Annotated in this window: 20 protein-coding genes; 13 read left to right on the forward strand and 7 right to left on the reverse strand. The window is 65.7% G+C overall.

The genetic code is table 11. The features are described 5' to 3' along the window. Positions 1–24: 24 nt before the first annotated feature. The 6 genes from edd to TPR58_RS06785 all read right to left on the reverse strand — a co-directional run bounded on the left by edd (position 25) and on the right by TPR58_RS06785 (position 5844). Entirely contained in the window at positions 25–1848 is a 1824-nt protein-coding gene (gene edd, locus TPR58_RS06760) for a phosphogluconate dehydratase (RefSeq protein WP_346245858.1), read from the reverse strand. 1 nt (position 1849) lies between these two features. Beyond that, positions 1850–2557 (reverse strand): 6-phosphogluconolactonase, encoded by a 708-nt coding sequence (gene pgl / locus TPR58_RS06765; protein WP_346245859.1) that lies wholly within the window; start codon positions 2555–2557, stop codon positions 1850–1852. A 96-nt stretch (positions 2558–2653) separates the two neighbouring features. Continuing rightward, entirely contained in the window at positions 2654–4111 is a 1458-nt protein-coding gene (gene zwf / locus TPR58_RS06770) for a glucose-6-phosphate dehydrogenase (protein WP_346245860.1), read from the reverse strand. A 125-nt stretch (positions 4112–4236) separates the two neighbouring features. Beyond that, positions 4237–5181, reverse strand: coding sequence for an N-acetyl-gamma-glutamyl-phosphate reductase (gene argC / locus TPR58_RS06775; protein WP_346245861.1), 945 nt, complete (start codon positions 5179–5181; stop codon positions 4237–4239). Continuing rightward, positions 5178–5561, reverse strand: coding sequence for an SH3 domain-containing protein (locus TPR58_RS06780; RefSeq protein WP_346245862.1), 384 nt, complete (start codon positions 5559–5561; stop codon positions 5178–5180). The genes argC and TPR58_RS06780 overlap by 4 nt, the downstream gene beginning before the upstream one ends. Beyond that, positions 5491–5844: a MarR family transcriptional regulator gene (locus TPR58_RS06785; RefSeq protein ID WP_346246051.1), complete on the reverse strand. Its 354-nt coding sequence runs from the start codon at positions 5842–5844 to the stop codon at positions 5491–5493. Before TPR58_RS06785 ends, TPR58_RS06780 begins: the two co-directional genes overlap by 71 nt. Before the next feature lie 240 nt (positions 5845–6084). Here TPR58_RS06785 and secG point away from each other — a divergent pair, with 240 nt between their 5' ends. Next, positions 6085–6483, forward strand: coding sequence for a preprotein translocase subunit SecG (gene secG, locus TPR58_RS06790; protein WP_346246052.1), 399 nt, complete (start codon positions 6085–6087; stop codon positions 6481–6483). Positions 6484–6592: 109 nt separating this feature from the next. Then, on the forward strand, positions 6593–8224 hold the full coding sequence (gene pyrG, locus TPR58_RS06795; protein ID WP_346245863.1) for a CTP synthase: 1632 nt from the start codon (positions 6593–6595) through the stop codon (positions 8222–8224). A 120-nt stretch (positions 8225–8344) separates the two neighbouring features. Here pyrG and TPR58_RS06800 read toward each other — a convergent pair whose 3' ends face one another. Further along, positions 8345–8815, reverse strand: a complete 471-nt coding sequence (locus TPR58_RS06800; protein ID WP_346245864.1) for an Hsp20 family protein — start codon at positions 8813–8815, stop codon at positions 8345–8347. A gap of 269 nt (positions 8816–9084) precedes the next feature. Between TPR58_RS06800 and TPR58_RS06805 the strand changes: the two genes are divergently transcribed. The 11 genes from TPR58_RS06805 to rutA all read left to right on the forward strand — a co-directional run bounded on the left by TPR58_RS06805 (position 9085) and on the right by rutA (position 23789). Continuing rightward, a complete protein-coding gene (locus TPR58_RS06805; RefSeq protein WP_346245865.1) occupies positions 9085–11565 on the forward strand; it encodes a TonB-dependent receptor in 2481 nt (826 codons plus the stop codon). 509 nt (positions 11566–12074) lie between these two features. Continuing rightward, positions 12075–13325: a lipoprotein-releasing ABC transporter permease subunit gene (locus tag TPR58_RS06810; protein ID WP_346245866.1), complete on the forward strand. Its 1251-nt coding sequence runs from the start codon at positions 12075–12077 to the stop codon at positions 13323–13325. Then, positions 13318–13992: an ABC transporter ATP-binding protein gene (locus TPR58_RS06815; RefSeq protein WP_346245867.1), complete on the forward strand. Its 675-nt coding sequence runs from the start codon at positions 13318–13320 to the stop codon at positions 13990–13992. The genes TPR58_RS06810 and TPR58_RS06815 overlap by 8 nt, the downstream gene beginning before the upstream one ends. A gap of 10 nt (positions 13993–14002) precedes the next feature. Beyond that, positions 14003–15010 carry a signal peptidase I gene (lepB, locus tag TPR58_RS06820; protein WP_346245868.1) on the forward strand — a complete coding sequence of 336 codons (1008 nt, stop codon included), beginning with the start codon at positions 14003–14005 and terminating at the stop codon, positions 15008–15010. After that, on the forward strand, positions 15007–15486 hold the full coding sequence (locus TPR58_RS06825) for a glutathione peroxidase (RefSeq protein ID WP_346245869.1): 480 nt from the start codon (positions 15007–15009) through the stop codon (positions 15484–15486). The genes lepB and TPR58_RS06825 overlap by 4 nt, the downstream gene beginning before the upstream one ends. Positions 15487–15591: 105 nt before the next feature. After that, positions 15592–19065 (forward strand): DNA polymerase III subunit alpha, encoded by a 3474-nt coding sequence (gene dnaE, locus TPR58_RS06830; protein ID WP_346245870.1) that lies wholly within the window; start codon positions 15592–15594, stop codon positions 19063–19065. A gap of 102 nt (positions 19066–19167) precedes the next feature. Continuing rightward, the gene (locus TPR58_RS06835; RefSeq protein WP_346245871.1) at positions 19168–20763 is read left to right on the forward strand and encodes a long-chain fatty acid--CoA ligase; all 1596 of its coding nucleotides are present in this window, start codon (positions 19168–19170) and stop codon (positions 20761–20763) included. Positions 20764–20804: 41 nt separating this feature from the next. Continuing rightward, complete coding sequence (gene rutB, locus TPR58_RS06840) at positions 20805–21512, forward strand: pyrimidine utilization protein B (protein ID WP_346245872.1); 708 nt, start codon at positions 20805–20807, stop codon at positions 21510–21512. Positions 21513–21547: 35 nt separating this feature from the next. Beyond that, the gene (gene rutC, locus TPR58_RS06845; protein WP_346245873.1) at positions 21548–21928 is read left to right on the forward strand and encodes a pyrimidine utilization protein C; all 381 of its coding nucleotides are present in this window, start codon (positions 21548–21550) and stop codon (positions 21926–21928) included. Beyond that, positions 21928–22713 carry a pyrimidine utilization protein D gene (gene rutD, locus TPR58_RS06850; protein ID WP_346245874.1) on the forward strand — a complete coding sequence of 262 codons (786 nt, stop codon included), beginning with the start codon at positions 21928–21930 and terminating at the stop codon, positions 22711–22713. Before rutC ends, rutD begins: the two co-directional genes overlap by 1 nt. 11 nt (positions 22714–22724) lie before the next feature. After that, positions 22725–23789 carry a pyrimidine utilization protein A gene (rutA, locus tag TPR58_RS06855; protein WP_346245875.1) on the forward strand — a complete coding sequence of 355 codons (1065 nt, stop codon included), beginning with the start codon at positions 22725–22727 and terminating at the stop codon, positions 23787–23789. The last annotated feature ends 18 nt before the right edge of the window (positions 23790–23807 follow it).

Below are 23807 nucleotides of genomic sequence, written 5' to 3' on the forward strand. Positions count from 1 at the left end.
TCATCGTTGTCAGGCCAGGAATTTTCAGAGTTCCGCCGCGGCGAGCATCGCCGACCCGCCGAGTTCGGCCTCGCACGCGCCGATCCGCATCATGGCGAACAGCTCGCGACCGGTACCGATGGCAGGGGGCGGGGGGGCTGCATGGTCGCGCGCCGCCCACTCGGCCGGATCGACCAGGGCTTCCAGGATACCCTCCTCGGCACACAGCTTGATGATGTCGCCGTCGCGCAGCTTGCCGAGCGGCCCGCCGCCCAGCGCCTCCGGGCTGATATGGATCGCCGCCGGGACCTTGCCCGATGCGCCCGACATGCGGCCGTCGGTGACCAGCGCCACGCGAAAGCCCTTGTTCTGGAGCACGCCCAGCGGCGGGGTGAGCTTGTGGAGTTCGGGCATGCCGTTGGCGCGCGGTCCCTGGAACCGCATCACGACGACCACGTCGCGATCGAGTTCGCCCGCGCGGAATGCGTCCTGCACCTCCTGCTGGTCGCTGAACACGCGGCAGGGTGCCTCGATCGTCCAGCGATCGCGTTCGACTGCGCTCACCTTGATGCAGGCACGGCCGAGATTGCCGGCCAGGATCCGGAAGCCACCCTCTTCCGAAAAAGGCTCCTCGATGGTGCGGACGATCGACGTGTCGCCGCTGGTCGCGGGCAGCTCGGGCCAGGCAAGCGAGTCGCTCTCGTCGATCACCGGCTTGCGTCCATAGGCGGCCATGCCGTCCTTCGCGATCGTAAGGGCGTCGGCGTGCATCAGGCCGCCGCGCAGCAACTCGCGAATGACGAAGGCGGGGCCGCCGGCATCCTCGAACCCGTTCACATCGGCCGATCCGTTGGGATAGACGCGGGTCAGCAGCGGGATGATGCGCGAGAGGCGGTCGAAATCCTCCCAGTCGATCACGACGCCGGCCGCGCGCGCGATCGCAGGCAGGTGGATCAGGTGGTTGGTCGATCCGCCGGTGGCGAGCAGGGCAATGGCGGCGTTCACCACCGCGCGCTCGTCGACGACATGGCCCAGCGGCCGATAATCGTCGCCGTTCCAGCCGATCTCGGTCAGGCGGTGCACCGCGGCGCGGGTCAGTTCCTGACGCAGCTTGGTGCCGGGATTGGCGAACGCGGCGCCGGGGATGTGCAGCCCCATCGCCTCCATCATCATCTGGTTGGAATTGGCGGTGCCATAGAAGGTGCAGGTGCCCTTCGAATGATAGGCGGAGATTTCCGCCTCGAGCAGTTCCTCGCGGCTCGCCTTGCCCTCGGCATAGCGTTCGCGAACCGCCGCCTTTTCCTTGTTGGGCAGGCCCGACCGCATCGGCCCGCCCGGTACGAGCAGCATCGGCAGATGCCCGAAGCGCAGCGCCCCCATCAGCAGCCCCGGCACGATCTTGTCGCATATGCCGAGCAACGCCGCGCCTTCGAAGGTGCGATGGCTCAGCGCGATCGCCGTGCCCATCGCGATCGTGTCGCGGCTGAACAGCGACAATTCCATGCCCTGATAGCCCTGGGTCACCCCGTCGCACATCGCCGGCACGCCGCCGGCGACCTGCGCGGTCGCGCCGGCTTCGATCGCCCACAGCTTCATCTGCTCGGGATAGCGATAGTAGACCGCATGCGCCGACAGCATGTCGTTGTACGAGGTGACGATGCCGATGTTCATCGATCGCCCGGCCGTCAGCCGTTCGCGCTGCTCGTCGGTACCGGCATAGGCATGCGCCAGATTGGCGCAGCCCAGCTTGGGGCGATCGTTCCCCGATTCCCGCTCACGCTGGATCAGCGCCAGATAGGCGGCGCGCTTTTCCTTCGACCGGTCGATGATGCGATCGGTGACGGCGGCGATTTCGGGGTGAAGCGTCATGTCAGGCGGCCCAGTGCACGTCGAGCGGCAGTTCGACATCGGCCAGGATGCGGCCGACGGGATAGGGGGACGAAGCGCCCGCGGCGATCGCCGCCTCCAGCACGTCGCGCTTGGCCTGCCCGGTGATCGCGATCATCAGCGCGCGTGCCGTGACGATCGCCTCGCGGCTCAGCGTCACGCGGGCGACGGGAGCCTCGGGCGGCAGCGGATCGGGCATCACGCCCAGCGCGCGGCGCTCCTTCGGCCCGTTGAGCGCCTCGTCATAGTCGGGGCCGGGAAAGATCGACGCGGCATGTCCGTCGCCGCCCACGCCGAGCAGGCACAGGTCGAGCGGCCAGTGAAGATCCTGGAGCAGCGCGTCCGCCGCGCGGCCGGCTGCCTTGTAGTCGGCGACGGTCGAACTGATCAGCGGGATCACGCGCGCGCCCTTGGGCAGGAAGATCTTGCCGATCGCCGTCACGTTCGACAACGGATCGCCCAGCGGCACCATCCGGTCGTCGCCGGGGACGATCGTGACCCGCTTCCAGTCGATCTTGGCCTTGGCCAGCTTCTCGTAGATCGGCAGCGGCGTCTTGCCGCCGGCCAGTGCGATGACCGCGGCGCCGCGCGCATCGATCGCGCTTTCGATGATGAAGCCGACATCGCCGGCGACGGCCTCGGCCATCTCTTCGGCGTCGTCATACTCCCACCATTCGATTTCGGTCGTCATGTCAGCTCCTTGAGTCATCAGATGGGTAGTCGTGCAACGGACGAGAAGCCGTCGGGTTCGGTCTCGATCCGATTGTGCCCGCTCCGGCGGGCGGCGTCACTCGTTCCAGGTCACGCCGTCACGTTCGGTCAGCGCGATCGCGGCGCTGGGTCCCCAACTGCCCGAGGCATAGGGCTTGGGGTGGACATCGTTCGCTTCCCAGCCGGCGCGGATCCCGTCGATCCACTCCCACTGCGCCTCCACCTCGTCGCGGCGGACGAACAGGGTCGGATCGCCCTCGATCAGGTCGAGCAGCAACCGCTCATAGGCGATGCGGCGGCGGGTGCCGGCGAATTCATGGTCGAGTGCCAGGTTGAGCGGCACTTCGCGCAGGCGGATGCCGTCCCGGTCCAGGCCGGGCTGCTTCGCCATCACCAGCAGGCGGATATATTCCTCGGGCTGGAGGCGGATGACCAGCGTGTTTGCCTGAAGCTGGCCGCCGCGATCGGCGAAGATCGAATGCGGCACTGGCTTGAACTGGATGACGATTTCCGACCGGCGCTCGGCCAGCCGCTTGCCGGTGCGCAGGTAGAAGGGGACGCCGGCCCAGCGCCAATTGTCGACATTCGCCTTGATCGCGACGAAGGTCTCGGTGCCCGACGGCTTGCCGAGTTCCTCGGTATAGCCCTTGACGATCTCTCCCTTCGACGCCCCCGGGCCATATTGGCCGGTGACGGTCAGATGCGGCACCTCGGCGGGCGTCATCTTGCGCAGCGAACGAAGGACCTTGACCTTCTCGTCGCGGATCGCGGTTCCGTCGAAGCGGGCAGGGGGCTCCATCGCGATCAGCGCGAGCAGCTGCAGCATGTGGTTCTGCACCATGTCGCGCATCGCCCCGGTGTCGTCATAGAATCCGGCCCGGCCTTCCAGGCCGACGGTCTCCGACACGGTGATCTGGACATGATCGACGCCGTGCGAGTTCCAGATCGGCTCGAACAGCGAGTTGCCGAACCGTAGCGCCATGATGTTCTGGACGGTTTCCTTGCCCAGATAATGGTCGATGCGGAAGGTGCGCTCCTCGGGGAAGCCCAGGGCGACGATGTCGTTGATCTCGCGGCTCGACTCGAGGTCGCGGCCCAGCGGCTTTTCCAGCCCGATGCGAACATTGTCGCCGGCCAGCCCGGCCGATTCCAGGCCCTTGATGGTCGGGCCGAACAGCCAGGGCGCGGTCGACAGGAAGATTGCCAGGCCGCCGGAGATGTCGCCCAGCTTCTCTGCGAGCACGCCGAACCCGTCGGTCTGAGACGCGTCCAGCGGCTGATAGTTCAGTCGATCGAGAAAGGATGCGACAGCGCTGTCGTCCTTCCGGTCGGCCGGCAGGAATTCGTCGAGCGCATCGGCGGCGAACTTGCGATAGCCGGCATCGTCATGGTCCGAACGCGCCGTCCCGGTGATGGTCAGGCCGGCGGGCAGCAGCCCGTCCGCATGCAGGCCGTACAGCGAGGGGAGGAGCATCCGCTGGGCGAGGTCGCCCGTGGCTCCGAACAGCAACAGCTTGCCGACCGCCTGACTCATGCACGCTCTCCGTTGTTTCGGCTCCGCTCGACACGAACGAGGCTCAAAGATCAAGCCGGGACGGGGATAAAACGACCCGCGCGCCGGATAGCCGGTCTATCCCGCGCACCGCGCCCGGCGCCGATTCACAGCACCAGGCCGGCAGTCTGGTCGAAGCCCGCCATGATGTTGAGATTCTGGACCGCGGCGCCGGCTGCGCCCTTGCCCAGATTGTCCAGCGTCGCGACCAGGCGCGCCTGGCCGCGTTCGGCATTGCCGAATACGCGAAGCGTCAGCCGGTCGGTCCCGGCATCGGCCTCGACCGACAAGGTCGCCAGGTCTTCGGCGGGCACGAGCTTGACCACCGGGCTGTCCTTGTACGCGTCGCCCAGCACCGTCTCGATCGTCGCGAGCGACGGTTTGCGCGGCAGGGCGTGCAGCGCCAGCGGCACTTCCACGAGCATGCCGCGATAGGTGCGCACGACGGCCGGCATGAAGATCGGCGGATGCTCGGTCCGGGCGTGCTTCTGCATCTCCGGCACATGCTTGTGTGCCAGGCCCAGGCCGTAGGCGCGGAACGCCGTGTCGGTGTGACCGGCCGCCTTCACATCCTCGAACTCGGCGATCATCGACTTGCCGCCGCCCGAATAGCCCGAGACGGCATTGACGCTCAGCGGATGATCGACCGGGATCAGGCCGGCTCGGATCAACGGCCGCACCAGCGCGAGAAAGCCGGTCGGATAGCAGCCGGGATTGCTGACGCGCGGCGCCTGGGCGATCGCGGCGGTCTGGCTGGGTTCCAGTTCGGCAAAGCCATAGGTCCAGCCTTCCGCCACGCGGTGCGCGGTCGAGGCGTCGATGACCCGGGTCCTGTCATTCTCGATCATGGCGACCGCGTCGATCGCCGCATCGTCGGGAAGGCACAGGATGACGAAGTCCGCCGCGTTCAGCGCGTCGCGGCGCATCGTCGCATCCTTGCGCGCCGACTCGTCGAGCGTGATCAGCTCGATCTCGCCGCGACCCTCGAGCCGCTCGCGAATCTCGAGGCCGGTGGTGCCCACGGCACCGTCGATGAAGACCCGGATGCTCATTTGTCCGCACCTTCCAGCGCCGCCGCATCGATATAGCCCACCAGCCCGGCCGCGGACGCGACGCCCCAGGCATTGGCTCCGGCGAATTCCAGAATGTCGAACGACTCGCCCGGCTTCAATTCCGTCATCACCGGCGAATCGGCCTTTGGACCCTCGCGCAGCGACACGGGGCGGGCCAGGCTACGGGTCAGGGGTGCCGCGTAATGCGGGGCAAAAACGCGGTCTGCCAGACGGATATCCGCCAGATCGGGCCGCACGGCATCGACCCTCGGGTCGATCCGCGGCGACACGCCGGTCAGCGCGAAACGCTTACGCGTTGCCCCGGCGGATGACAGGCTCGCTGATGCTGCCTCCAGCGAGGAAATGCCCGAATTCTGCAAGAAAATCAGCCCCTTCAGTCGTACGCGCGACGAAAATGTTACGCTTGTCGGTGTCATCGCGCTGGCGGCGCAGATAGCCGAGGGCGCCCAGCCTGTTCAAGGCGCGCGTGACGACGGGCTTAGAGACATTCAGCGCCCGTGCAAGTCCCCGGACGGTATGCGGACCGGGGTCGAGATAGACGAGCAGAAGCAACGCCATTTGTCGGTTGGTCAGATCGGGCTCGCCGGATCGGACATAGTCGATCAGCGTGTTCTTCCACGAAGCGAGCGAGGGGTCCGGCATGGCGTTCACGGGCGATACTCTACTCTGTCGTTACGGGACCGGCATGGGCCGGGCTATTCTCTGACAACGCGCATAATCTGAGCAAGTTTCAGTCCGCAGCCGAAATGTTGGCCGGCTGCGGTGGATCGTTTCGCGAGCGATGAAGCGGTGCCGGCGGCGGCCGGTCGTCGAGGACGGTTGATCGTTGCGGCCCCCTCCACTATGTCGCGCCTTTCCGCAAAAGGTCCGCACTTCGAAATGCTGTTCACTTTCCTGCTCGTCGTCCAGTTCATCGTCGCCTCGCTGCTGGTGACGGTGATCCTCATGCAAAAGTCGGAAGGTGGCGGCCTGACCTCGGGCGGCAGCCCGTCGGGCCTGATGTCGGCACGCGGCGCGGCGGATTTCCTGACCCGGGCGACCGCGATCCTCGCAACCGCGTTCATCGTTCTGTGCATCGTCCTGGCGGTTCTTGCGGCCAATCGCCAGTCGACCACGATCGACGCCTCGCGCCAGCGCGCTCCTGCCGCTGTCGCTCCGGCGCTTCCCGGCAACCTTCCGCCCGCGCAGACCGCCCCGACTCCCGGTGCGGTCCCGGCTCCGGGCGCGACGCCCGCCGACGGCTCGGCGCCATCCAACGCCGCCGACGCTTTCCGTCTCTGATTTCTCGTCCCTCCGCGGCGACGCGGAGGCGTTTTCTACCCTGATGCACGCCGACGCTCGATTCGAGAGCTTGTCGGCGCGCGTCTATTCAAGCTAGGCGTTTTTCCCCATGGCGCGGTATATCTTCATCACCGGCGGCGTGGTCTCCTCGCTCGGCAAGGGTCTCATGGCGGCGTCGCTCGCCGCGCTGCTTCAGGCGCGCGGCTACAGCGTCCGTATCCGCAAGTTCGACCCCTATCTGAACGTCGACCCAGGCACCATGTCCCCCTACCAGCATGGCGAAGTCTATGTGACCGACGACGGTGCCGAGACCGATCTCGACCTCGGCCATTACGAGCGGTTCACCGGCGTCGCCTCGCGCCAGTCGGACAATGTGACCTCGGGCCGGATCTATCAGCAGATCATCACGCGCGAGCGGAAGGGCGACTATCTCGGCGCCACCGTTCAGGTCATCCCGCACGTCACCGATGCGATCAAGGAATTCGCCCAGGCCGACACCGAGGGTCTGGACTTCGTGCTGTGCGAGATCGGCGGGACGGTCGGCGACATCGAGTCGCTGCCGTTCATCGAGGCCATTCGCCAGCTGCGCAACGATCTGGGCCGGGGCAATTCGGTCAGCGTCCACCTGACGCTGGTCCCCTATATCGCCGCTGCGGGCGAGTTGAAGACCAAGCCGACCCAGCATTCGGTGCGCGAACTGGCTGCGCTGGGCGTGTCGCCCGACGTTCTGGTGTGCCGTTCCGAGCAGCCGCTGCCGGACAGCGACCGCGCAAAGATCGCGCTGTTCTGCAACGTGCCCAAGGACGCGGTGATCCCCGCGCTCGACGCGAGCACCATCTATGGCGTGCCGCTGCAATATCATGCCGAGGGTCTCGACCATGAAGTGCTCAAGGCCTTCGGGATCGACCCCGGTGCGCCGCCGCGCCTGGATCGCTGGAGCGAGATCGTCGAGCGCGTCCTGAACCCGGAGGGCGAGGTCACGATCGGCGTCGTCGGCAAATATGTCGGCCTCCCGGACGCCTACAAGTCGCTGCACGAGGCCCTGGTCCATGGCGGCATCGCCAACAAGGTGAAGGTGCATGTCCGCTGGCTCGACGCCGAGCTGTTCGAGGGCGACGAGGCGGAGATCGCCTCGCAGCTCGAGCCGATGCACGCGATCCTGGTGCCCGGCGGGTTCGGCGAACGCGGCAGCGAGGGCAAGATCGCCAGCGTCCGCTTCGCCCGCGAGCGCGGCGTTCCCTTTTTCGGTATCTGCCTGGGCATGCAGATGGCCTGTGTCGAGGGCGCGCGCGAGCAGGGACTCGACCACGCCTCGACGACCGAATTCGGCGACACCGAGACCCCGATCGTCGGCCTGATCACCGAATGGATGGGCAAGGACGGGCTCCAGACGCGCGAGCAGGGCGGCGACCTGGGCGGCACGATGCGGCTCGGTGCCTATCCGGCGAAGCTTGCCGGCAATTCGGTCGTCAGCTCGATCTATCAGGCGAGCGACATTTCCGAGCGGCATCGCCACCGGTACGAGGTCAATACGCGCTATCGCGACGTGCTCGAGGCCGGCGGGCTGGTCTTTTCGGGCATGTCGCCGGACGGCATGCTGCCCGAAATCGTCGAGCGGCCGGACCATCCCTGGTTCATCGGCGTCCAGTTCCACCCCGAACTGAAGTCCAAGCCGTTCGACCCGCATCCCCTCTTCGCCAGCTTCATCGAGGCGGCGGTACGGCAGTCGCGCTTGGTCTGACGCCTCCCGGCGCCGCCGCGCTGGCGGCGCTTCTGCATCCAGGGCCAAAGAAAAAGCGCCCGGACCCATCGGTCCGGGCGCCCCTCAGCGGCGTCTAAAGGGAGGGAGACGCCGCGAGCGTCAGGCCGCCTTGGCAGACTGATGCTCGATGGCCTCGGCGGGCTCGCCGCCGGTACCGACCGAGATCTTCTTCGGCTTCATCGCTTCGGGGACTTCCCGGACCAGTTCGATGGTCAGCAGGCCATCGGCCAGGTCGGCGCGGTCGACGCGGACGAAGTCGGCGAGTTCGAAGCGACGCTCGAAGCTGCGGTTGGCGATGCCGAGATGCAGATAGGCACCCTGGCTGTTCTCGTTCTCCGCCTTCTTGCCGGCGACGACCAGCAGGTTCTGCTGCGCGGTGATGTCGATCTCATCCGACTTGAAGCCGGCGACTGCCAGCGTGATCCGGTAGCGATCTTCCGCGACGCGCTCGAGGTTGAACGGCGGATAGTTTTCGGAAGCCTGCTGGCGGGCGCTTGCCTCCAGCATGTCGAACAGCCGGTCGAACCCGATGGTCGAGCGGCGGAAGGGGGTAAAATCGAACTGACGCATTTCAAATCCTCCAGTGAGCAAAGTGAACGTCCCGTCCGGCCCTGATGCGAGGCGCCGGACAATCACGCGGCCCGTTTCGGCGCCGCAGAGGATATTTCGGAATCCGGTCGCACAGTTTCAAGGGTGAATTAAATCGCCTTGTTTCCGTGCCTTGGGCGAGTTTCAGACGTGAGCTGCACAAGCCTTCATGCTCGCAAAGTTTTACTTTATCGACTAATCCCATCTGAATAGTGGAGTTTACCTGCGAGAGTTTCCAAAGGGGAGTTTGGATGAGCATCGCGGGTTTCGCACTTACACTGTTGGCGACGACGTCGCCCGCCGCCATCGGCCAGCCGCCGCGGGACGAGCCGATTGCCTCGACCGCCGCGGCGGACCCGACGGCTCAGCCCGCCGAGGACGAGGTCCAGGACCGCGAGGGGACGGAGATCGTGGTCACGGCGCGACGTCGTACCGAGAATGTCCAGGACGTCCCCGTCGCGATCTCGGTCATCGGCAGCGAGACGCTCGATGCCCAGGGCACGTACAACATCAACCGCCTGACCCAGCTGCAGCCGACCTTGCAGTTCTTCTCGACCAACCCGCGCAACACCTTCATCAACATCCGCGGCATCGGCGCGCCGTTCGGCCTGACGAATGACGGGTTCGAACAGGGCGTCGGCGTCTATGTCGACCAGGTCTATTACAACCGCATCGCCTCGGCGACGCTCGACTTCGTCGATGTCGAGCAGATCGAGGTGCTGCGCGGCCCGCAGGGGACGCTGTACGGCAAGAACACCACCGCCGGCGCGATCAACATCACGACGCGCGCGCCCAGCTTCGACTTCGAGGGCAGGGCCGAGGTGTCGCTGGGCAACTATAACTTCAAGCAGGCCAAATTGTCGGTGTCGGGCCCCTTGTCCGACACGCTTGCGGCGCGGCTCAGCCTGGCCAGCACCGATCGCCGCGGCACGGTCTATAATGTCACGACCGGCAGCTGGATCAATTCGCAGGACAATCTCGGCCTGCGTGGCGCGCTGTTGTGGAAGCCGAGCGAGGATCTGCGGATCACGCTGTCGGGTGACTTCAACGTGCAGGACCCGATCTGCTGCGGCCAGCTCTATGCGCGCGTCGGCACCACCCAGCGCGCCGCAAACCGGCAATATGCCGCGCTGACCGCGCTGTTTCCGGGATACAAGGTGCCCAGCATCAATCCGTTCGATCGCCTGACCGATCTCGACGCGCAGCTGGCGGCGCGCAACGAGCTGGGCGGCGCCTCGCTTCGGGTCGAATGGGACCTGGGGCCCGGCACCCTGACGTCGGTCAGTGCCTGGCGCTATTGGGACTGGGGTCCGAAGAACGATCGCGATTTCACCGGACTGCCGATCTACACCCGGGTGAACAATCCGACGAAGCAGGACCAGTATACCCAGGAAGTCCGCTACGCGTTCGACGCGGGCCCGCTCGACTTCGTGGTCGGCGCCTTCGGCTTCTACCAGCAGATCCGCACCAGCGGCGTGCAGGAGACGGGTCCGGCGGCCAGCGCGTGGCTGCTCGCGCCGAGCAGCGCGCTGTCGCGCAATCCGTCGGTGCTCAACGGCATCATTGCCGAAAACGACATCCGCCTCGACAATCTGAGCCTCGCCGGTTTCGCCAAGGTCAACTGGAAGGTCACCGACGCACTGACCATCTCGCCGGGCATCCGGATCAACTACGACAAGAAGGACGGGCTCTATAACTCGGTCGTCACCGGCACCGCGTCCGACGGCACCCGCCAGGTCGTCAGCAGCAATCCGGCCAGCCCCTATTACAACGATCCGTGGACGGCGGCGCAGCGCGGGACCCAGGCGTCGCAATTCTTCGAGCCGGAGTTCAGCGACTGGAACCTCTCCTACGACATCAACCTGTCGTACAAGATCGCCCCAGATATACTTGCATATGCAACCTATGCGCGCTCGTTCAAGACCGGCGGCATCAACCTGAACGGCGTGCCCAGCCGGGCCGACGGGACCCCGGCGCTGGACGTCGCCCAGATCAAGCCGGAAAAGGTCGACCATTTCGAGGTCGGGCTGAAGACCCAGTTCTGGGATCGACGGGCGACCTTGAACATCGCGGGCTACTGGACCGAGATCAAGGATTTCCAGGCCAGCGTGATCAGCAACGTCAGCGGCAGCAACGTGCTGCGCGGCTATCTGGCGAATGCGGAGAAGGTGCGGGTCCGCGGGATCGAGGCGGATTTCTCGCTGCGCCCCAGCGAGCGGTTCAGCACCTATGTCAGCGGCGCCTTCACCGATCACGAGTTCGTGAAGTTCGTCGATGCGCCGTGCCCGCCCGAACTGGCCGGTGGCGGCACCGGAACGCCGGTCGGGCCGCCCGCCACGCCCGGCGCCAACAGCCCGGCCAACTGCAACGTCTCGGGCCAGTGGCTTCCGGGCGTGTCGAAATGGGCATTCTCGTGGGGCGCGGAATATAACCTTCCCGCCAAGATCCTCGGTCGCGATGGGAATGTCTATTTCGGCTATGACGGCAATTACCGGTCGAAATTCTCGTCCAACGCCTCTCGGTCGATCTACACCGACATCGACGGCTATTCGATCAACAATTTCCGCGTCGGCTTCCGCACCGGGAGCTTCGACATCTTCGGATGGGTCCGCAACGCGTTCGACCAGGACTATTTCGAATCGCTCGCGGTCACGCCGGGCAATACCGGGCTGATCTCGGCCCAGCTGGGCGATCCGCAGACCTGGGGCGGAACGATCAAGCTGGGGTTCTGACCCGCTGCCGCGTCACAGCGCTTGGCCTTCCACCATGGCCGGGGAAGGTCGAGGGGAGGGAGCTGCCGCCCGCGCAGCTTCCTCCTTTTGTGCATTGCACGGCGGGGGCAGGGCGCGCGCGGGTACGATGATCCCAGTCGAGCCGAAGTAGCGGAAAAGAAGAGGGGGTCCTGAAACGGCAAACGCTCGGACTGTTTCCAGCCCGAGCGCCTGCGTGACGATGCCTCGTCAGCCCCCTTAGTAAGATCCTCAGCCCACGCGCCCGTACTTGCCTACGAGCGGGACTTCGGAACTCCCCGAACCACGGCCGTTGCCTGCGTTTCGATGTTGGTTTGCTACGGTGGCCCGCGGCCTTTGTCACCGGGAATGCGCAGATGTGACTCAGATTGGCGCGACCCTGTGTCCGTTCGGCAACAGGGGGCGGAGACGGCATGCGCAATTGCAAGGCCGGCCGAACCTGCCATAGAGCGGGCAGGACATTCCTCAGGCTCGGGACTCTGGCCACCTTCATGCTGCTTTCACGCTATGAGCGGATGATCGCGAAGCGATATCTGCTTCCCGGCCGCGGCGAGGCGTTCATCGCCGTCGTCGCCGGCTTCAGCCTCGTCGCTGTGATGCTGGGCGTCGCCGCGCTGATCGTCGTGATGAGCGTGATGAACGGCTTTCGCGCAGAGCTGTTCGACAAGATCACCGGGTTGAACGGTCATGCCGTGGTCCAGGGGTTCGGCGGACAGCTGCGCGACTGGCGCCGGGTGATCGAGGAGGCCGAGAAGACCCCGGGCATCGTCTCCGCCACCCCGCTGATCGAACAGCCGCTGGTCGCCTCGATGGGCGGCCGGGTCGAGTTCGCGCTGGTGCGCGGCATGCGCGTCCAGGATATTCGCGGCAACCCGACGCTGACCAAGAACCAGGTCGTCGGATCGCTCGACTCGCTGAAGCCGGGGAGCGAGACGGTCGCGATCGGGTCCCGCCTGGCGCAGCAATTGGGCGCGACGGTTGGCAGCAAGATCTCGATCTTCAATCCCGCCGGCGCCTCGACCCCGTTCGGGACGATGCCGCGGATCGTGTCCTACACGGTCGGGGCGATCTTCGAGATCGGCGTCTATGATTACGACAAGGCGTTCGTGGTGATGCCGATCGAGGATGCCCAGACGCTGTTGCTGATGGGCGACACCGTCGGGATGATCGAGATCGAGACCAACAATCCCGACAGGATCGAGGACATCCTCGCCCCGCTCCAGCCCAAGGTTCAGGCCCAGGCGCAGATCGTCGACTGGCGGACGATGAATTCCGAACTGTTCGAGGCGCTGACGATCGACCGCGTCGTCTCGTTCATCGTGCTGTCGATCATCCTGATCGTCGCCGCGTTCAACATCGTGTCGTCGCTGATCATGCTCGTGCGCGCAAAGACGCGCGACATCGCGGTGCTGCGAACGATGGGCGCCACGCGCGGCGGGCTGATGCGCATCTTCATCACCGTGGGGACGACGGTCGGCATCTTCGGGGTCATGGCGGGCGGCGTGCTCGCCTTCCTGTTTATCACCTTCCGCGAATATGTCGTGAAGTTGATCGGGCTGGCGACCGGCATGAACGTCTGGGACCCGTCGATGCGCTTCCTGACCGAGCTGCCGGCCAAGACCGATCCGTTCCAGACGATCGGCATCTGCCTGATGGCGATGGCCTTCTGCTTCCTCGCAACGCTCTACCCGGCCTGGAAGGCGGCGAGCACCGATCCGGTACAGGTCCTGCGCTATGAGTGAGCCAATCCTCCAGACGCGCGGCCTGCGCCGCGCCTTCACCCAGGGCGACCACCGGATCGAGGTGCTGCGCGGGGTCGACCTGACGGTGAACCGGGGCGAGGTCGTCGCGCTGCTCGGCCCGTCGGGATCGGGCAAGTCGACACTGCTCCAGGCCGTCGGCCTGCTCGAGGGCGGGTTCGAGGGATCGATCCGCATCGACGGGACCGAGGCCGCGCAACTGGACAGTGCGGCGCGGACGGCGACGCGCCGCGACCGGCTGGGCTTCGTCTATCAGTTCCACCACCTTCTGCCCGACTTCAACGCGCTCGAGAATGTCGTGCTGCCCCAGCTGATTCGGGGCGCCACTCGCGCCGACGCCGATTCGCAGGCAGAGAAGCTGCTGAATGCGCTGGGTCTGGCGCACCGCCTGACCCATCGTCCCAGCCAGCTGTCGGGCGGCGAGCAGCAGCGCGTCGCGGTTGCTCGCGCGCTGGCCAACCGCCCGCTGCTGGTGCTGGCCGACGAGCCGACCGGAAACCTGGACGAGGCAACCTCGGACAAGGTGCTGGGCGAGTTCCTGTCGCTGGTCCGCGATCAGGGATCGGCCGCGCTGATCGCGACCCATAACGAGCGGCTGGCGGCCCGCATGGACCGCGTGGTACGCCTGCACGAGGGGCATCTGGAATAGGGGGAAAAGGGTGAGCGAGCTGACTGCGGATCAGGCAGAAGGCCTGGTCGAGCCGCGGCATGGCCAGAAGCGCGGCTCGGGCGCGCGGATCGGGCTCGCCTTGCTCAACATCCCCGCCTTCGGTGCGGGGCTCGTCCGGGCTGGAAGAGTTCGCCTCGGGCTGGGATTTTTCGCTGCACAGCTTGCCATCGGCTGCTATCCGCTATTGCTGTTCCTGGTCCCGAGATTTGGGTCAGCAGCGTATTTCACAGTTGTCGCTGTTGTGATCGCGCAGGTTGCGCTGCTGATCGCTTCGATCGTGCTTACCCTGCGGCTGAGCGGCGTTCGCGGCCCTGAAACTGGTCTGTCGTCGTGGCCTGTGGTCGGCGCGATGGTAGTGCTGGGCCTTGCACTGAACTATCTCGCGCCCAGCCCCGTAGGCCGCTTTAAAACCTATTCGATTCCTTCGGAAAACATGGATCCCCTGCTTAAAACAGGCGACTATGTGGTCGCCGATCTGAGACTCACGGATCCGAAGCGAGGCCAGGTGCTCGTCTTTCGGATGGAGGAGGACCAGTGGGTCAAGCGTGTGGTCGGTCTTCCCGGCGACCGCGTCGCGCTTCGAGACGGCGTCGTGATCCTGAACGGACAACCGGTTCCGCAAACGGACCATGGCGGCTACGCGCAGGTGGACGCTTTTGGGCAGCGGCGAACTGTTCGGGCGAAGCTGGAGCAATTCCCCGGGGAAGCAGCCCCGCATGTCGTGCTGGACCGCGGCGCCCAGCCTCAGGATCACTTCAGCGAGGTCCTCGTTCCCGCGGGTCACATCTTTGTTCTGGGTGACAACCGCGACAATTCCATGGACAGTCGCTTTCCGCGAGAGTTCGGGCCTGGTGGCGTTGGCATGCTTCCGGTTTCTGACGTTCGTGGCGTCCTGCAATTCTTCGCCTGGTCCGAGGACCCGGATCGACGGTTCAAAACTCTCGAAGAGGTTCAGGCGCGCACCGCCGGGCCCAGGCTGAAAAGGACTCCCGAATGACCGCGATCACCGACATTCTCGTTCGCAAGGCAGACGGCAGCGAGACCGATCTGTCGGACTATGCCGGCAAGTTGCTGCTGATCGTCAACACCGCGTCGAAATGCGGCTTCACGCCGCAATATGAGGGGCTGGAGGCGCTGCATCGCAAGTTCGCCGATCGCGGGTTCGAGGTGCTGGGGTTTCCCTGCAACCAGTTCGGCGCGCAGGAGCCGGGCGATGCGCAGGAGATCGCGACCTTCTGTTCGCTGACCTATGACGTGACCTTCCCGGTCTTTGCCAAGGTCGACGTCAACGGGCCCGATGCGGCGCCGATCTTCAGGCACCTGAAGAAGGAAGCGCCCGGCGTGCTGGGGACCGAGGGCATCAAGTGGAACTTCACCAAGTTCCTGGTGGACCGCGATGGCAAGGTGGTCGACCGCTACGCGCCGACGACCAAGCCCGAGGATATCGAGAAGGACATCGAAAAGCTGCTCTGACGCCTAGCGCCGGAGCGGTTTTCGCGCGCAGTTTCCTGCGCCGAAACCGATGCGTCGAGCGCCCGGCGGGGTGGCAAATCGGGCGGGGAATCCCTAGGATCGGGCATGCATTCCGGATTCGTGCCCCTTCGCGTTTTTTCCTCCTACACGATGCTGGAAGGGGCGATCGATCCCAAGGCGATCGCCAAGCGCGCCAAGGAACTCGGCTTCCCCGCCGTCGGCCTGGCCGATCGCAACGGCCTCTATGCCGCCATGTCCTTTTCCGATGCCTGCGCGAAGGCGGGTATCCAGCCGATCATCGGCACGCTGCTGGCGGTCATGCGCCCGGACATGCCCGACGGCGCCAAGCCGGTGATCGACTGGCTGCCGCTGTTCGCGCAGGACGAGACCGGTTATCTCAACCTGTGCCACCTGGTGTCCGCTGCGCATCTCGATCGTCCGATCGAGGAGGATGCGCATGTGCCGTTCGCGGCGCTGGAAGGGCGGACCGAGGGGCTGATCGCGATGACCGGCGGGGCCGAGGGCGGTCTGGCCCGGATGTTCGCCGAGGGACAGGACAGCGCCGCCAATCATTATGCTGACCGGCTGGAGGCGCTGTTTCCCAAGCGGCTCTATGTCGAGATCACCCGCCGCCTCGACGAGGTCGAGGGCAAGGCCGAGCCCAAGCTGCTCGAGCTTGCCTATGCCCGCGACCTGCCGCTGGTCGCGACCAATCCGTGCTGCTTCGCCGAGGAAAGCTTTCACGAGGCGCATGACGCGATGCTGTGCATCGCCAACTCGACCTACGTCACCAGCGACGATCGCCCGCGCAGTTCGCCCGATGCGTGGATGAAGCCAGCAAACGAGATGAAGTCGCTGTTCGCCGACCTGCCCGAGGGGATCGCGAACACGATGGTCCTGGCGCAGCGCTGTGCCTACATGGCGCCCAAGCGCAAGCCGATCCTGCCCAGCCTCGCCGGCGACCGCGAGGGCGAGGCGAAGATGCTGCACGAGCTCAGCTGGGCGGGGCTGAACGCGCGGCTGGAAAAGGCCGGCATCACCGACGAGGCCGAGCGCAAGGCCTATGGCGAGCGGCTCCAGTTCGAGCTGGACGTCATCATCCAGATGGGGTTCCCCGGCTATTTCCTGATCGTCGCGGACTTCATCCAGTGGGGCAAGGGGCAGGGCATCCCCGTCGGCCCTGGACGTGGTTCGGGCGCGGGCTCGGTCGTCGCCTGGGCACTGACGATCACCGATCTCGATCCGTTGAAGCTGGGCCTCCTGTTCGAGCGGTTCCTGAACCCGGAACGCGTGTCGATGCCCGACTTCGACATCGACTTCTGCGAAACGCGGCGTGGCGAGGTCATCCGCTACGTGCAGGAGAAATATGGCCGCGATCACGTTGCGCAGATCATCACCTTCGGGACGATGAAGGCGCGCGCCGTGCTGAAGGACGTCGGCCGCGTGCTGCAGATGAGCTATGGCCAGGTCGACCGGCTCGCCAAGCTGATCCCGAACCACCCGACCGACCCGTGGACGCTCGAGCGCACGATGAACGGGATCAGCGAGTTCGTCGCCGAGTACAAGGGGCAGGACGATGTCCGCCGCCTGGTCGATCTGTGCATGCGACTGGAGGGCCTGCCGCGGCACAGCTCCACCCATGCCGCCGGCGTGGTGATCGGCGACCGGCCGCTGGCGCAGCTGGTCCCGCTCTACCGCGATCCGCGATCGGACATGCCGGTTACCCAGTTCGACATGAAATATGTCGAAGGCGCGGGGCTGGTGAAGTTCGACTTTCTCGGCCTCAAGACGCTGTCGGTGCTGCAGAAGGCAGTTGAGCTGCTGTCCGACCGGCATATCGAGGTCGATCTCGCGAGCCTCGGCTGGGATGATCCGGGCGTGTACGAACTGCTCCAGCGCGGCGACACGGTCGGCGTGTTCCAGCTGGAATCGGAGGGCATGCGACGCACGCTGGCAGCGGTGCGCCCGTCAAACTTCGGCGACATCATCGCGCTCGTCTCGCTCTATCGCCCTGGCCCGATGGACAACATCCCGACCTTTGGCGCGCGCAAGAACGGGCGCGAGGACATCGTCTATCCGCATCCGCTGCTGGAAGGCATCCTGGCCGAAACCTACGGGATCTTCGTCTATCAGGAACAGGTGATGCAGGCCGCGCAGATCCTGGCGGGCTACAGCTTGGGCGGCGCGGACATGCTGCGCCGCGCGATGGGCAAGAAGATCAAGGCGGAGATGGACGCACAGCGCCAGATCTTCGTCGAGGGCTGCGCGAAGAACGACATCAAGGCGGCCAAGGCCAACGAGCTGTTCGACTTGATCGACAAGTTCGCCGGCTATGGCTTCAACAAGTCGCACGCCGCCGCCTATGCGCTGCTCGCCTATCATACGGCCTGGCTGAAGGCGCATTATCCGCACGAATTCTTCGCCGCGTCGATGTGCTACGACATCCACCAGACCGACAAGCTGGCGATTTTCGCCGACGACATGAAGCGGCTGGGGATCGACTGCCTGCCGCCTGACATCAACGAATCGGTCGCCGATTTCATGGTGCAGGAAAAGGACGACCGGCTGGCGGTCCGCTATGCGCTGGGCGCGCTGAAGGGCGTCGGCGAAGGCGCGATGGAGCAGCTGGTCGAGGAGCGCGAGCGTCATGGCCGCTTCGTCTCGCTCGACGACATCGCCCGGCGCGTCGATCCGCGCCTGCTGAACAAGCGCCAGGTCGAGACGCTGGCGGGTGCCGGCGCGTTCGACAGCATCGAACCCAATCGCGCCGGCGTGCACGCCGCGGCCGAGACGATCCTGGCGGTCGCCCAGCGTACCCATGCCAACCGCACCAGCGGCCAGGGCGGCCTGTTCGGCGAGTCCGAGCCGGGCGGCGGCGGCATCTCGCTGCCGCGCAGCGCCAACTGGGCGCTGGCCGACCGGATCGCCGCCGAGCGCGACGCTTTCGGCTATTATTTCTCGGCCCATCCGCTCGACCGCTACCAGCATCTGGCGCGCAGCCAGGGCGCGCGGCCGATCACGATGCTGGGCGAGGTGCAAATCCCCGAGGGGCAGCGCGCCGGCGCCACCGTCGCCGCTCTGATCGAGGATGCGCGCTGGCGCACCTCGGCGCGCGGCAACCGCTACATGATGGCGACCATTTCCGACACCAGCGGGCAGGTGCCGGTCAGCTGCTTCGACGAACTGGTGTCCAAGGACATGGAGGAATGCGCCCGCGCCGGCGGCTGTGCAATCCTGACGGTCGAGCTCGACCGGCGTCCGGGCGAGGATGCGCCGCGCGTCGCGATCAAGCGGGTGCAGTCGTTCGAATCGATCGCCGGATCGGCGCGGATGATGCTGGACGTCACCATCGCCACCGCGACCGCATTGCCGCAGCTGGCGCAGACGATCGGTGGCGCGCGGGGCGGCCGCTGCATCGTCCGGCTGTGGGCGCCGATCGACGGACAGGGCAAGGCGGAGATGGTGCTGGGCCGCAATTTCCGGCTGGACGAAGAGATTGTCAGTCGCATTCGCGCCATTCCGGGCGTGGTCGGGGCGGGGTTCAGCAGCACCGACGCCATGCTTGCGGTCGCCGCATGACCGACTGACGCTACGGCAGGCTGGATGTCCGGCCGCTCTCTCGACAGGCCCGCAACCGACGGGTTAGCTTCGTGGCGAAAGCCATAAGAGCGGAGAGACAGGATGCTGGGTGGAATGCAGGATTTCGAACTGCGCGTGATGCGCCTGCTGGACCATGCGGCGCGCGAACATGGCAGCCGCGAGATCGTCAGCCGCTGGGCCGATGGCAGCGAGACTCGCAGCAGCTGGGCGGGGGTGGCGCATGATGCCCGCCGCCTCGCCCAGGCGCTGGAGCGGCTGGGCCTGAAGCCCGGCGACCGGGTCGCCACGCTGGCGATGAACCATGGCCGGCATCTGGTTGCCTGGTACGGCACGATCGGCATGGGCGGGCTGATCCACACGATCAACCCGCGGCTGTTCGAGGATCAGCTGGCCTTTATCGGCAACCATGCCGAGGATCGGGTCCTGCTCTATGACCGCGCCTTTGCGCCGCTGGTCGAGAAGATGAAGCCGCAATGGACGACGATCCGACATTATGTCTGCTTCGACGGCGACGGCCCCGACAGTTTCGAGGCGCTGCTGGCGCGCGAGGACGGCGACTATACATGGCATGAGGGCGACGAGCGCGATCCCTGCATGATCTGCTATACCAGCGGGACGACGGGCAATCCCAAGGGCGTGGTCTATACCCACCGTTCGACCGTGATCCACGCGATCACCGAGCTGCAACCGGCCGAATTCGACCTGTCGACCCAGGCGGTGATCCTGCCGATCGTGCCGATGTTCCACGCGGTCGGCTGGGGACTGCCGTTCGCGGCGGCAGCGGTCGGTGCCAAGTTCGTCTTCTCCGCGGTCAACGAGCCCAAGGTCCTGTGCGACCTGATGAACCGCGAGAAAGTGACGCACTCGGCGGGTGTGCCGACCGTCTGGTTCGGAATGTTCCAGTATATGGACGCGACCGGTGCCGCGCCCGAGCATCTCAAGATCGTCACCATTGGCGGTTCGGCTGCGCCGCGCGCGATGATCGAGCGGCTGATGAAGATGGGCATCCGCGTCAACCACGCCTGGGGCATGACCGAGACGTCGCCGATCGGCACGATGGGCGCACCCAGCTATGACTGGGACGAATTGAGCTTCGACGAGAAGGTCGATGTCGTCAGCCGCCAGGGCCGGGTGCCGTTCGGCGTCGAGCTGCGCGTTGTGAATGATGCGGGCGAGCTTCAGCCGCGCGACGGCGTCAGTTCGGGCCGGCTTCAGGTGCGCGGTCCCTGGATCATCAAGCAATATTTCCGGGACGAGAACGGCCCCTGTGTCGATGCCGACAACTGGTTCGACACCGGCGACGTCGCGGTGATCCATCCCGACGGGGTGATGCAGATCACCGATCGCGCCAAGGACGTGATCAAGTCCGGCGGCGAATGGATCAGCTCGGTGGAGCTCGAGAATGCAGCGGTCGGCTGCGCCGGCGTCGCCGAGGCGGCGGCGATCGGCGTGTTCCATCCCCGCTGGGACGAGCGGCCGATCCTGCTGGTGGTGCGCAAGCCCGACAGCGAGGTGACCGCCGAGGCGATCCAGGCGCATCTGGCCGATCATGTCGCCAAATGGTGGCTGCCCGACGAGATCCACTTCGTCGATGAACTGCCGCATACCGCGACGGGCAAGCTGCTGAAGACCGCGATCCGCGAGAAGTACAAGGACTTCCAGCTGGCCGCGGCTTGACCGTTCCCCTCGGGCGGGTCAGTCTCCACTGAATGGAGACAGTGACCATCGGATCGGCGGGCGACGGGGGCGTGATCCTCGGCGCTCGGCCGGAGGCGGTGCGGGTGCTGCCGTCCGAGACCGCGGTCGTCGTGATCGACATGCAGAATGCCTATGCCTCGCCCGGGGGCTATGTCGATCAGGCGGGGTTCGACATTTCGGGTGCCGCGGGGACGATCGGGCGGATCGCCACCGTGCTGGAGACGGCGCGCAAGGCGGGGATCCAGATCGTCTATCTCCAGAATGGCTGGGATCCCGACTATGTCGAGGCGGGCGGACCGGGATCGCCCAACTGGCACAAGTCGAATGCGCTCAAGACGATGCGCGCGCGCCCCGAGCTGGCGGGCACATTGCTGGCGCGCGGCAGCTGGGACTATGCGCTGGTCGACGCGCTGGCGCCGCAGCCGGGCGACATCACCCTCCACAAGACACGCTATTCCGCCTTCTTCAACTCGCAGCTCGACAGCGTGCTGCGCGCCCGCGGGATCCGGACGATCGTCTTCGTCGGCATTGCGACCAATGTCTGTGTCGAAAGCACGCTGCGCGACGGCTTCCACCTCGAATATTTCGGGGTGATGCTGGAGGATGCGACGCATCATCTAGGTCCGCCCGAAATGCAGGCTGCAAGCGTCTATAATATCGAGAAATTCTTTGGCTGGGTGAGCAGCAGCGCCGATTTTTGCGGCAGCTTCGGACAATTGCCCGACTGACCCCAGGCGCGGCGGACACGGAAAGGACCAGAACGATGCCCTTCGAACCGATCAATCCGCCGCAATTCCCGACGCCGATCGCGCCCTATTCGGCCGGGGCGAAGGCAGGCAACACCGTCTATGTTTCGGGCGTGCTGGCGCTGGGCGAGGGCGGGGTGGTGCTGCATGTCGGCGACGCCGCGGCGCAGACCCGGCATGTGCTGGAAGTCATCAAGACGACGCTGGAGGCGGCGGGCGCGACGATGGCCGATGTCGCGATGAACCACATCTTCCTGAAGGACCTGGCCGATTATGCCGCGTTCAATGCGGTCTATGCCGAGTATTTCCCCGGCGCCAAGCCGGCGCGCTACTGCATCCGATGCGACCTGGTGAAACCGGACTGCCTGGTGGAAATCGCAAGCGTGGCGCACCTCTGATGCCGGTCGCCGGCGGACTTTATTACGAGGAACACGGGCCGGCGGGCGGGGAGCCGCTGATCCTGTCGTCGGGCCTGGGCGGCTCGGCGGGCTATTGGACGCCCAATCTGGCGGCACTGGCCGAGCATCACCGGGTCATCGTCTATGATCATCGCGGGACCGGACGGTCCGAGCGGATCGTGGCCGGCGACCTGACGCTGGAGGCGATGGCGCAGGACCTGATCGGGCTGATGGACGCGCTGGCAATCCGCAGCGCGACGCTGATCGGGCATGCCATCGGCGGGATGATCGGCCTTGCGCTCGCGCTGAAGCATCCAGGACGGCTCAGTCGGGTCGTCGTGATCAACGGCTGGGCGAAGCTCGATCCGCATACCGCGCGCTGTTTCGACACGCGGCTGGTGCTGCTGCGCGAAAGTCCGCGCGCCTTCGTTCACGGCCAGCCCATCTTCCTGTTTCCCGCCCAGTGGATCTCCGAGCATCATGACCAGCTTCAGGCGGAGGAAGAGGTGCATCTGGCGCATTTTCCGGGCGTCGAGATGGTCCAGCGGCGAATCGCCGCGGCGCGCCGGTTCGATATCGCGCGGCGCCTGAACGAGATCGCGGTGCCGGTGCTGCTGATCGCGACCGGCGACGACATGCTGGTCCCCGCGTCCTGTTCGGAGCAGATGGTCGAGCAGATTCCCGGTGCCAAGCTGGCGCGCATGACCAGCGGGGGACATGCGGTGAACGTGACCCGCCCCGATCACTTCAACCTGTGGCTGCTCGACTGGCTCGACGCCGAATAAAGGATCATTGCATGCAGGTCGGTGTCTTCGTTCCCATCAACAATAATGGCTGGCTGATCAGCGAGAACGCGCCGCAGTACAAGCCGAGCTTCGACCTGAACAAGGCGATCGCGCTGAGCGCCGAGAAGCACGGGCTCGACTTCCTGCTGTCGATGATCAAGCTGCGCGGGTTCGGCGGCAAGACCGAGTTCTGGGAATATGGGCTGGAAAGCTTCACCCTGATGGCCGGGCTGGCCGCGGTGACCGAGCGGATCAAGATCTATGCGACCTGCCCGACGCTGGTCATCCCGCCCGCCTTTGCCGCGCGCATGTGCAACACGATCGATTCGATCAGCCATGGCCGTTTCGGGCTGAACCTGATCACCGGCTGGCAGCGTCCCGAATACAGCCAGATGGGGCTGTGGCCGGGCGACGAGCATTTCCGCAACCGGTACCAGATGCTCGACGAATATGCCCGCATCCTGCGCGAATTGTGGGAGACGGGGCGCAGCGATTTCAAGGGCGATTATTACCAGATGGACGACTGCCTCGTCCGGCCGCAGCCCCAGGGCGACATGAAGATCATCTGCGCCGGATCGTCGGACGAGGGATTGGCTTTCTCCGCGAAATGGGCGGACTATGCCTTCTGCCTGGGCAAGGGGGTGAACACGCCCACCGCCTTTGCCTCCAACAATGAGCGGCTGGCACAGGCGACCGCGAAGACCGGGCGCGACGTGTCGGTGTTCGTGCTGATCATGATCATCGCCGCCGAGACCGACGAAGAGGCCGAGGCGAAGTGGAAATCCTATAATGACGGGGTCGATCTCGATGCGATCGCCTGGCTCGCCAACCAGGGGGCGGCAGACAAGCATAATGCCACCACCAATGTCCGCCAGCTTGCGGCGCCCGAAGGGGCGGTGAACATCAATATGGGAACCCTGGTCGGCAGCTATGGCAAGGTCGCGGCGATGCTCGACGAGATGGCCGAGGTTCCCAATACCGGCGGCGTGCTGCTGACGTTCGATGATTTCCTGGAGGGCGTCGAAGCGTTCGGGACTCGTATTCAACCGCTGATGAAGAGCCGACAAGGCGGTTGAACGACGCCCCTTGCGCAC

Origin of the sequence: Sphingomonas rustica, from assembly GCF_039652585.1 — a bacterium.
Lineage (GTDB): Bacteria > Pseudomonadota > Alphaproteobacteria > Sphingomonadales > Sphingomonadaceae > Sphingomonas > Sphingomonas rustica.

Coding starts and splice junctions, on each gene's coding strand:
- pyrG (WP_346245863.1), top strand. CDS start 6,593: ATGGCGCGGTATATCTTCATCACCGGCGGCGTGGTCTCCTCGCTCGGC.
- TPR58_RS06835 (WP_346245871.1), top strand. CDS start 19,168: ATGCTGGGTGGAATGCAGGATTTCGAACTGCGCGTGATGCGCCTGCTG.
- TPR58_RS06800 (WP_346245864.1), bottom strand. CDS start 8,815: ATGCGTCAGTTCGATTTTACCCCCTTCCGCCGCTCGACCATCGGGTTC.
- TPR58_RS06785 (WP_346246051.1), bottom strand. CDS start 5,844: ATGCCGGACCCCTCGCTCGCTTCGTGGAAGAACACGCTGATCGACTAT.
- TPR58_RS06810 (WP_346245866.1), top strand. CDS start 12,075: ATGCTGCTTTCACGCTATGAGCGGATGATCGCGAAGCGATATCTGCTT.
- dnaE (WP_346245870.1), top strand. CDS start 15,592: ATGCATTCCGGATTCGTGCCCCTTCGCGTTTTTTCCTCCTACACGATG.
- pgl (WP_346245859.1), bottom strand. CDS start 2,557: ATGACGACCGAAATCGAATGGTGGGAGTATGACGACGCCGAAGAGATG.
- argC (WP_346245861.1), bottom strand. CDS start 5,181: ATGAGCATCCGGGTCTTCATCGACGGTGCCGTGGGCACCACCGGCCTC.
- edd (WP_346245858.1), bottom strand. CDS start 1,848: ATGACGCTTCACCCCGAAATCGCCGCCGTCACCGATCGCATCATCGAC.
- TPR58_RS06815 (WP_346245867.1), top strand. CDS start 13,318: ATGAGTGAGCCAATCCTCCAGACGCGCGGCCTGCGCCGCGCCTTCACC.
- rutC (WP_346245873.1), top strand. CDS start 21,548: ATGCCCTTCGAACCGATCAATCCGCCGCAATTCCCGACGCCGATCGCG.
- TPR58_RS06805 (WP_346245865.1), top strand. CDS start 9,085: ATGAGCATCGCGGGTTTCGCACTTACACTGTTGGCGACGACGTCGCCC.
- TPR58_RS06825 (WP_346245869.1), top strand. CDS start 15,007: ATGACCGCGATCACCGACATTCTCGTTCGCAAGGCAGACGGCAGCGAG.
- rutD (WP_346245874.1), top strand. CDS start 21,928: ATGCCGGTCGCCGGCGGACTTTATTACGAGGAACACGGGCCGGCGGGC.
- rutA (WP_346245875.1), top strand. CDS start 22,725: ATGCAGGTCGGTGTCTTCGTTCCCATCAACAATAATGGCTGGCTGATC.
- zwf (WP_346245860.1), bottom strand. CDS start 4,111: ATGAGTCAGGCGGTCGGCAAGCTGTTGCTGTTCGGAGCCACGGGCGAC.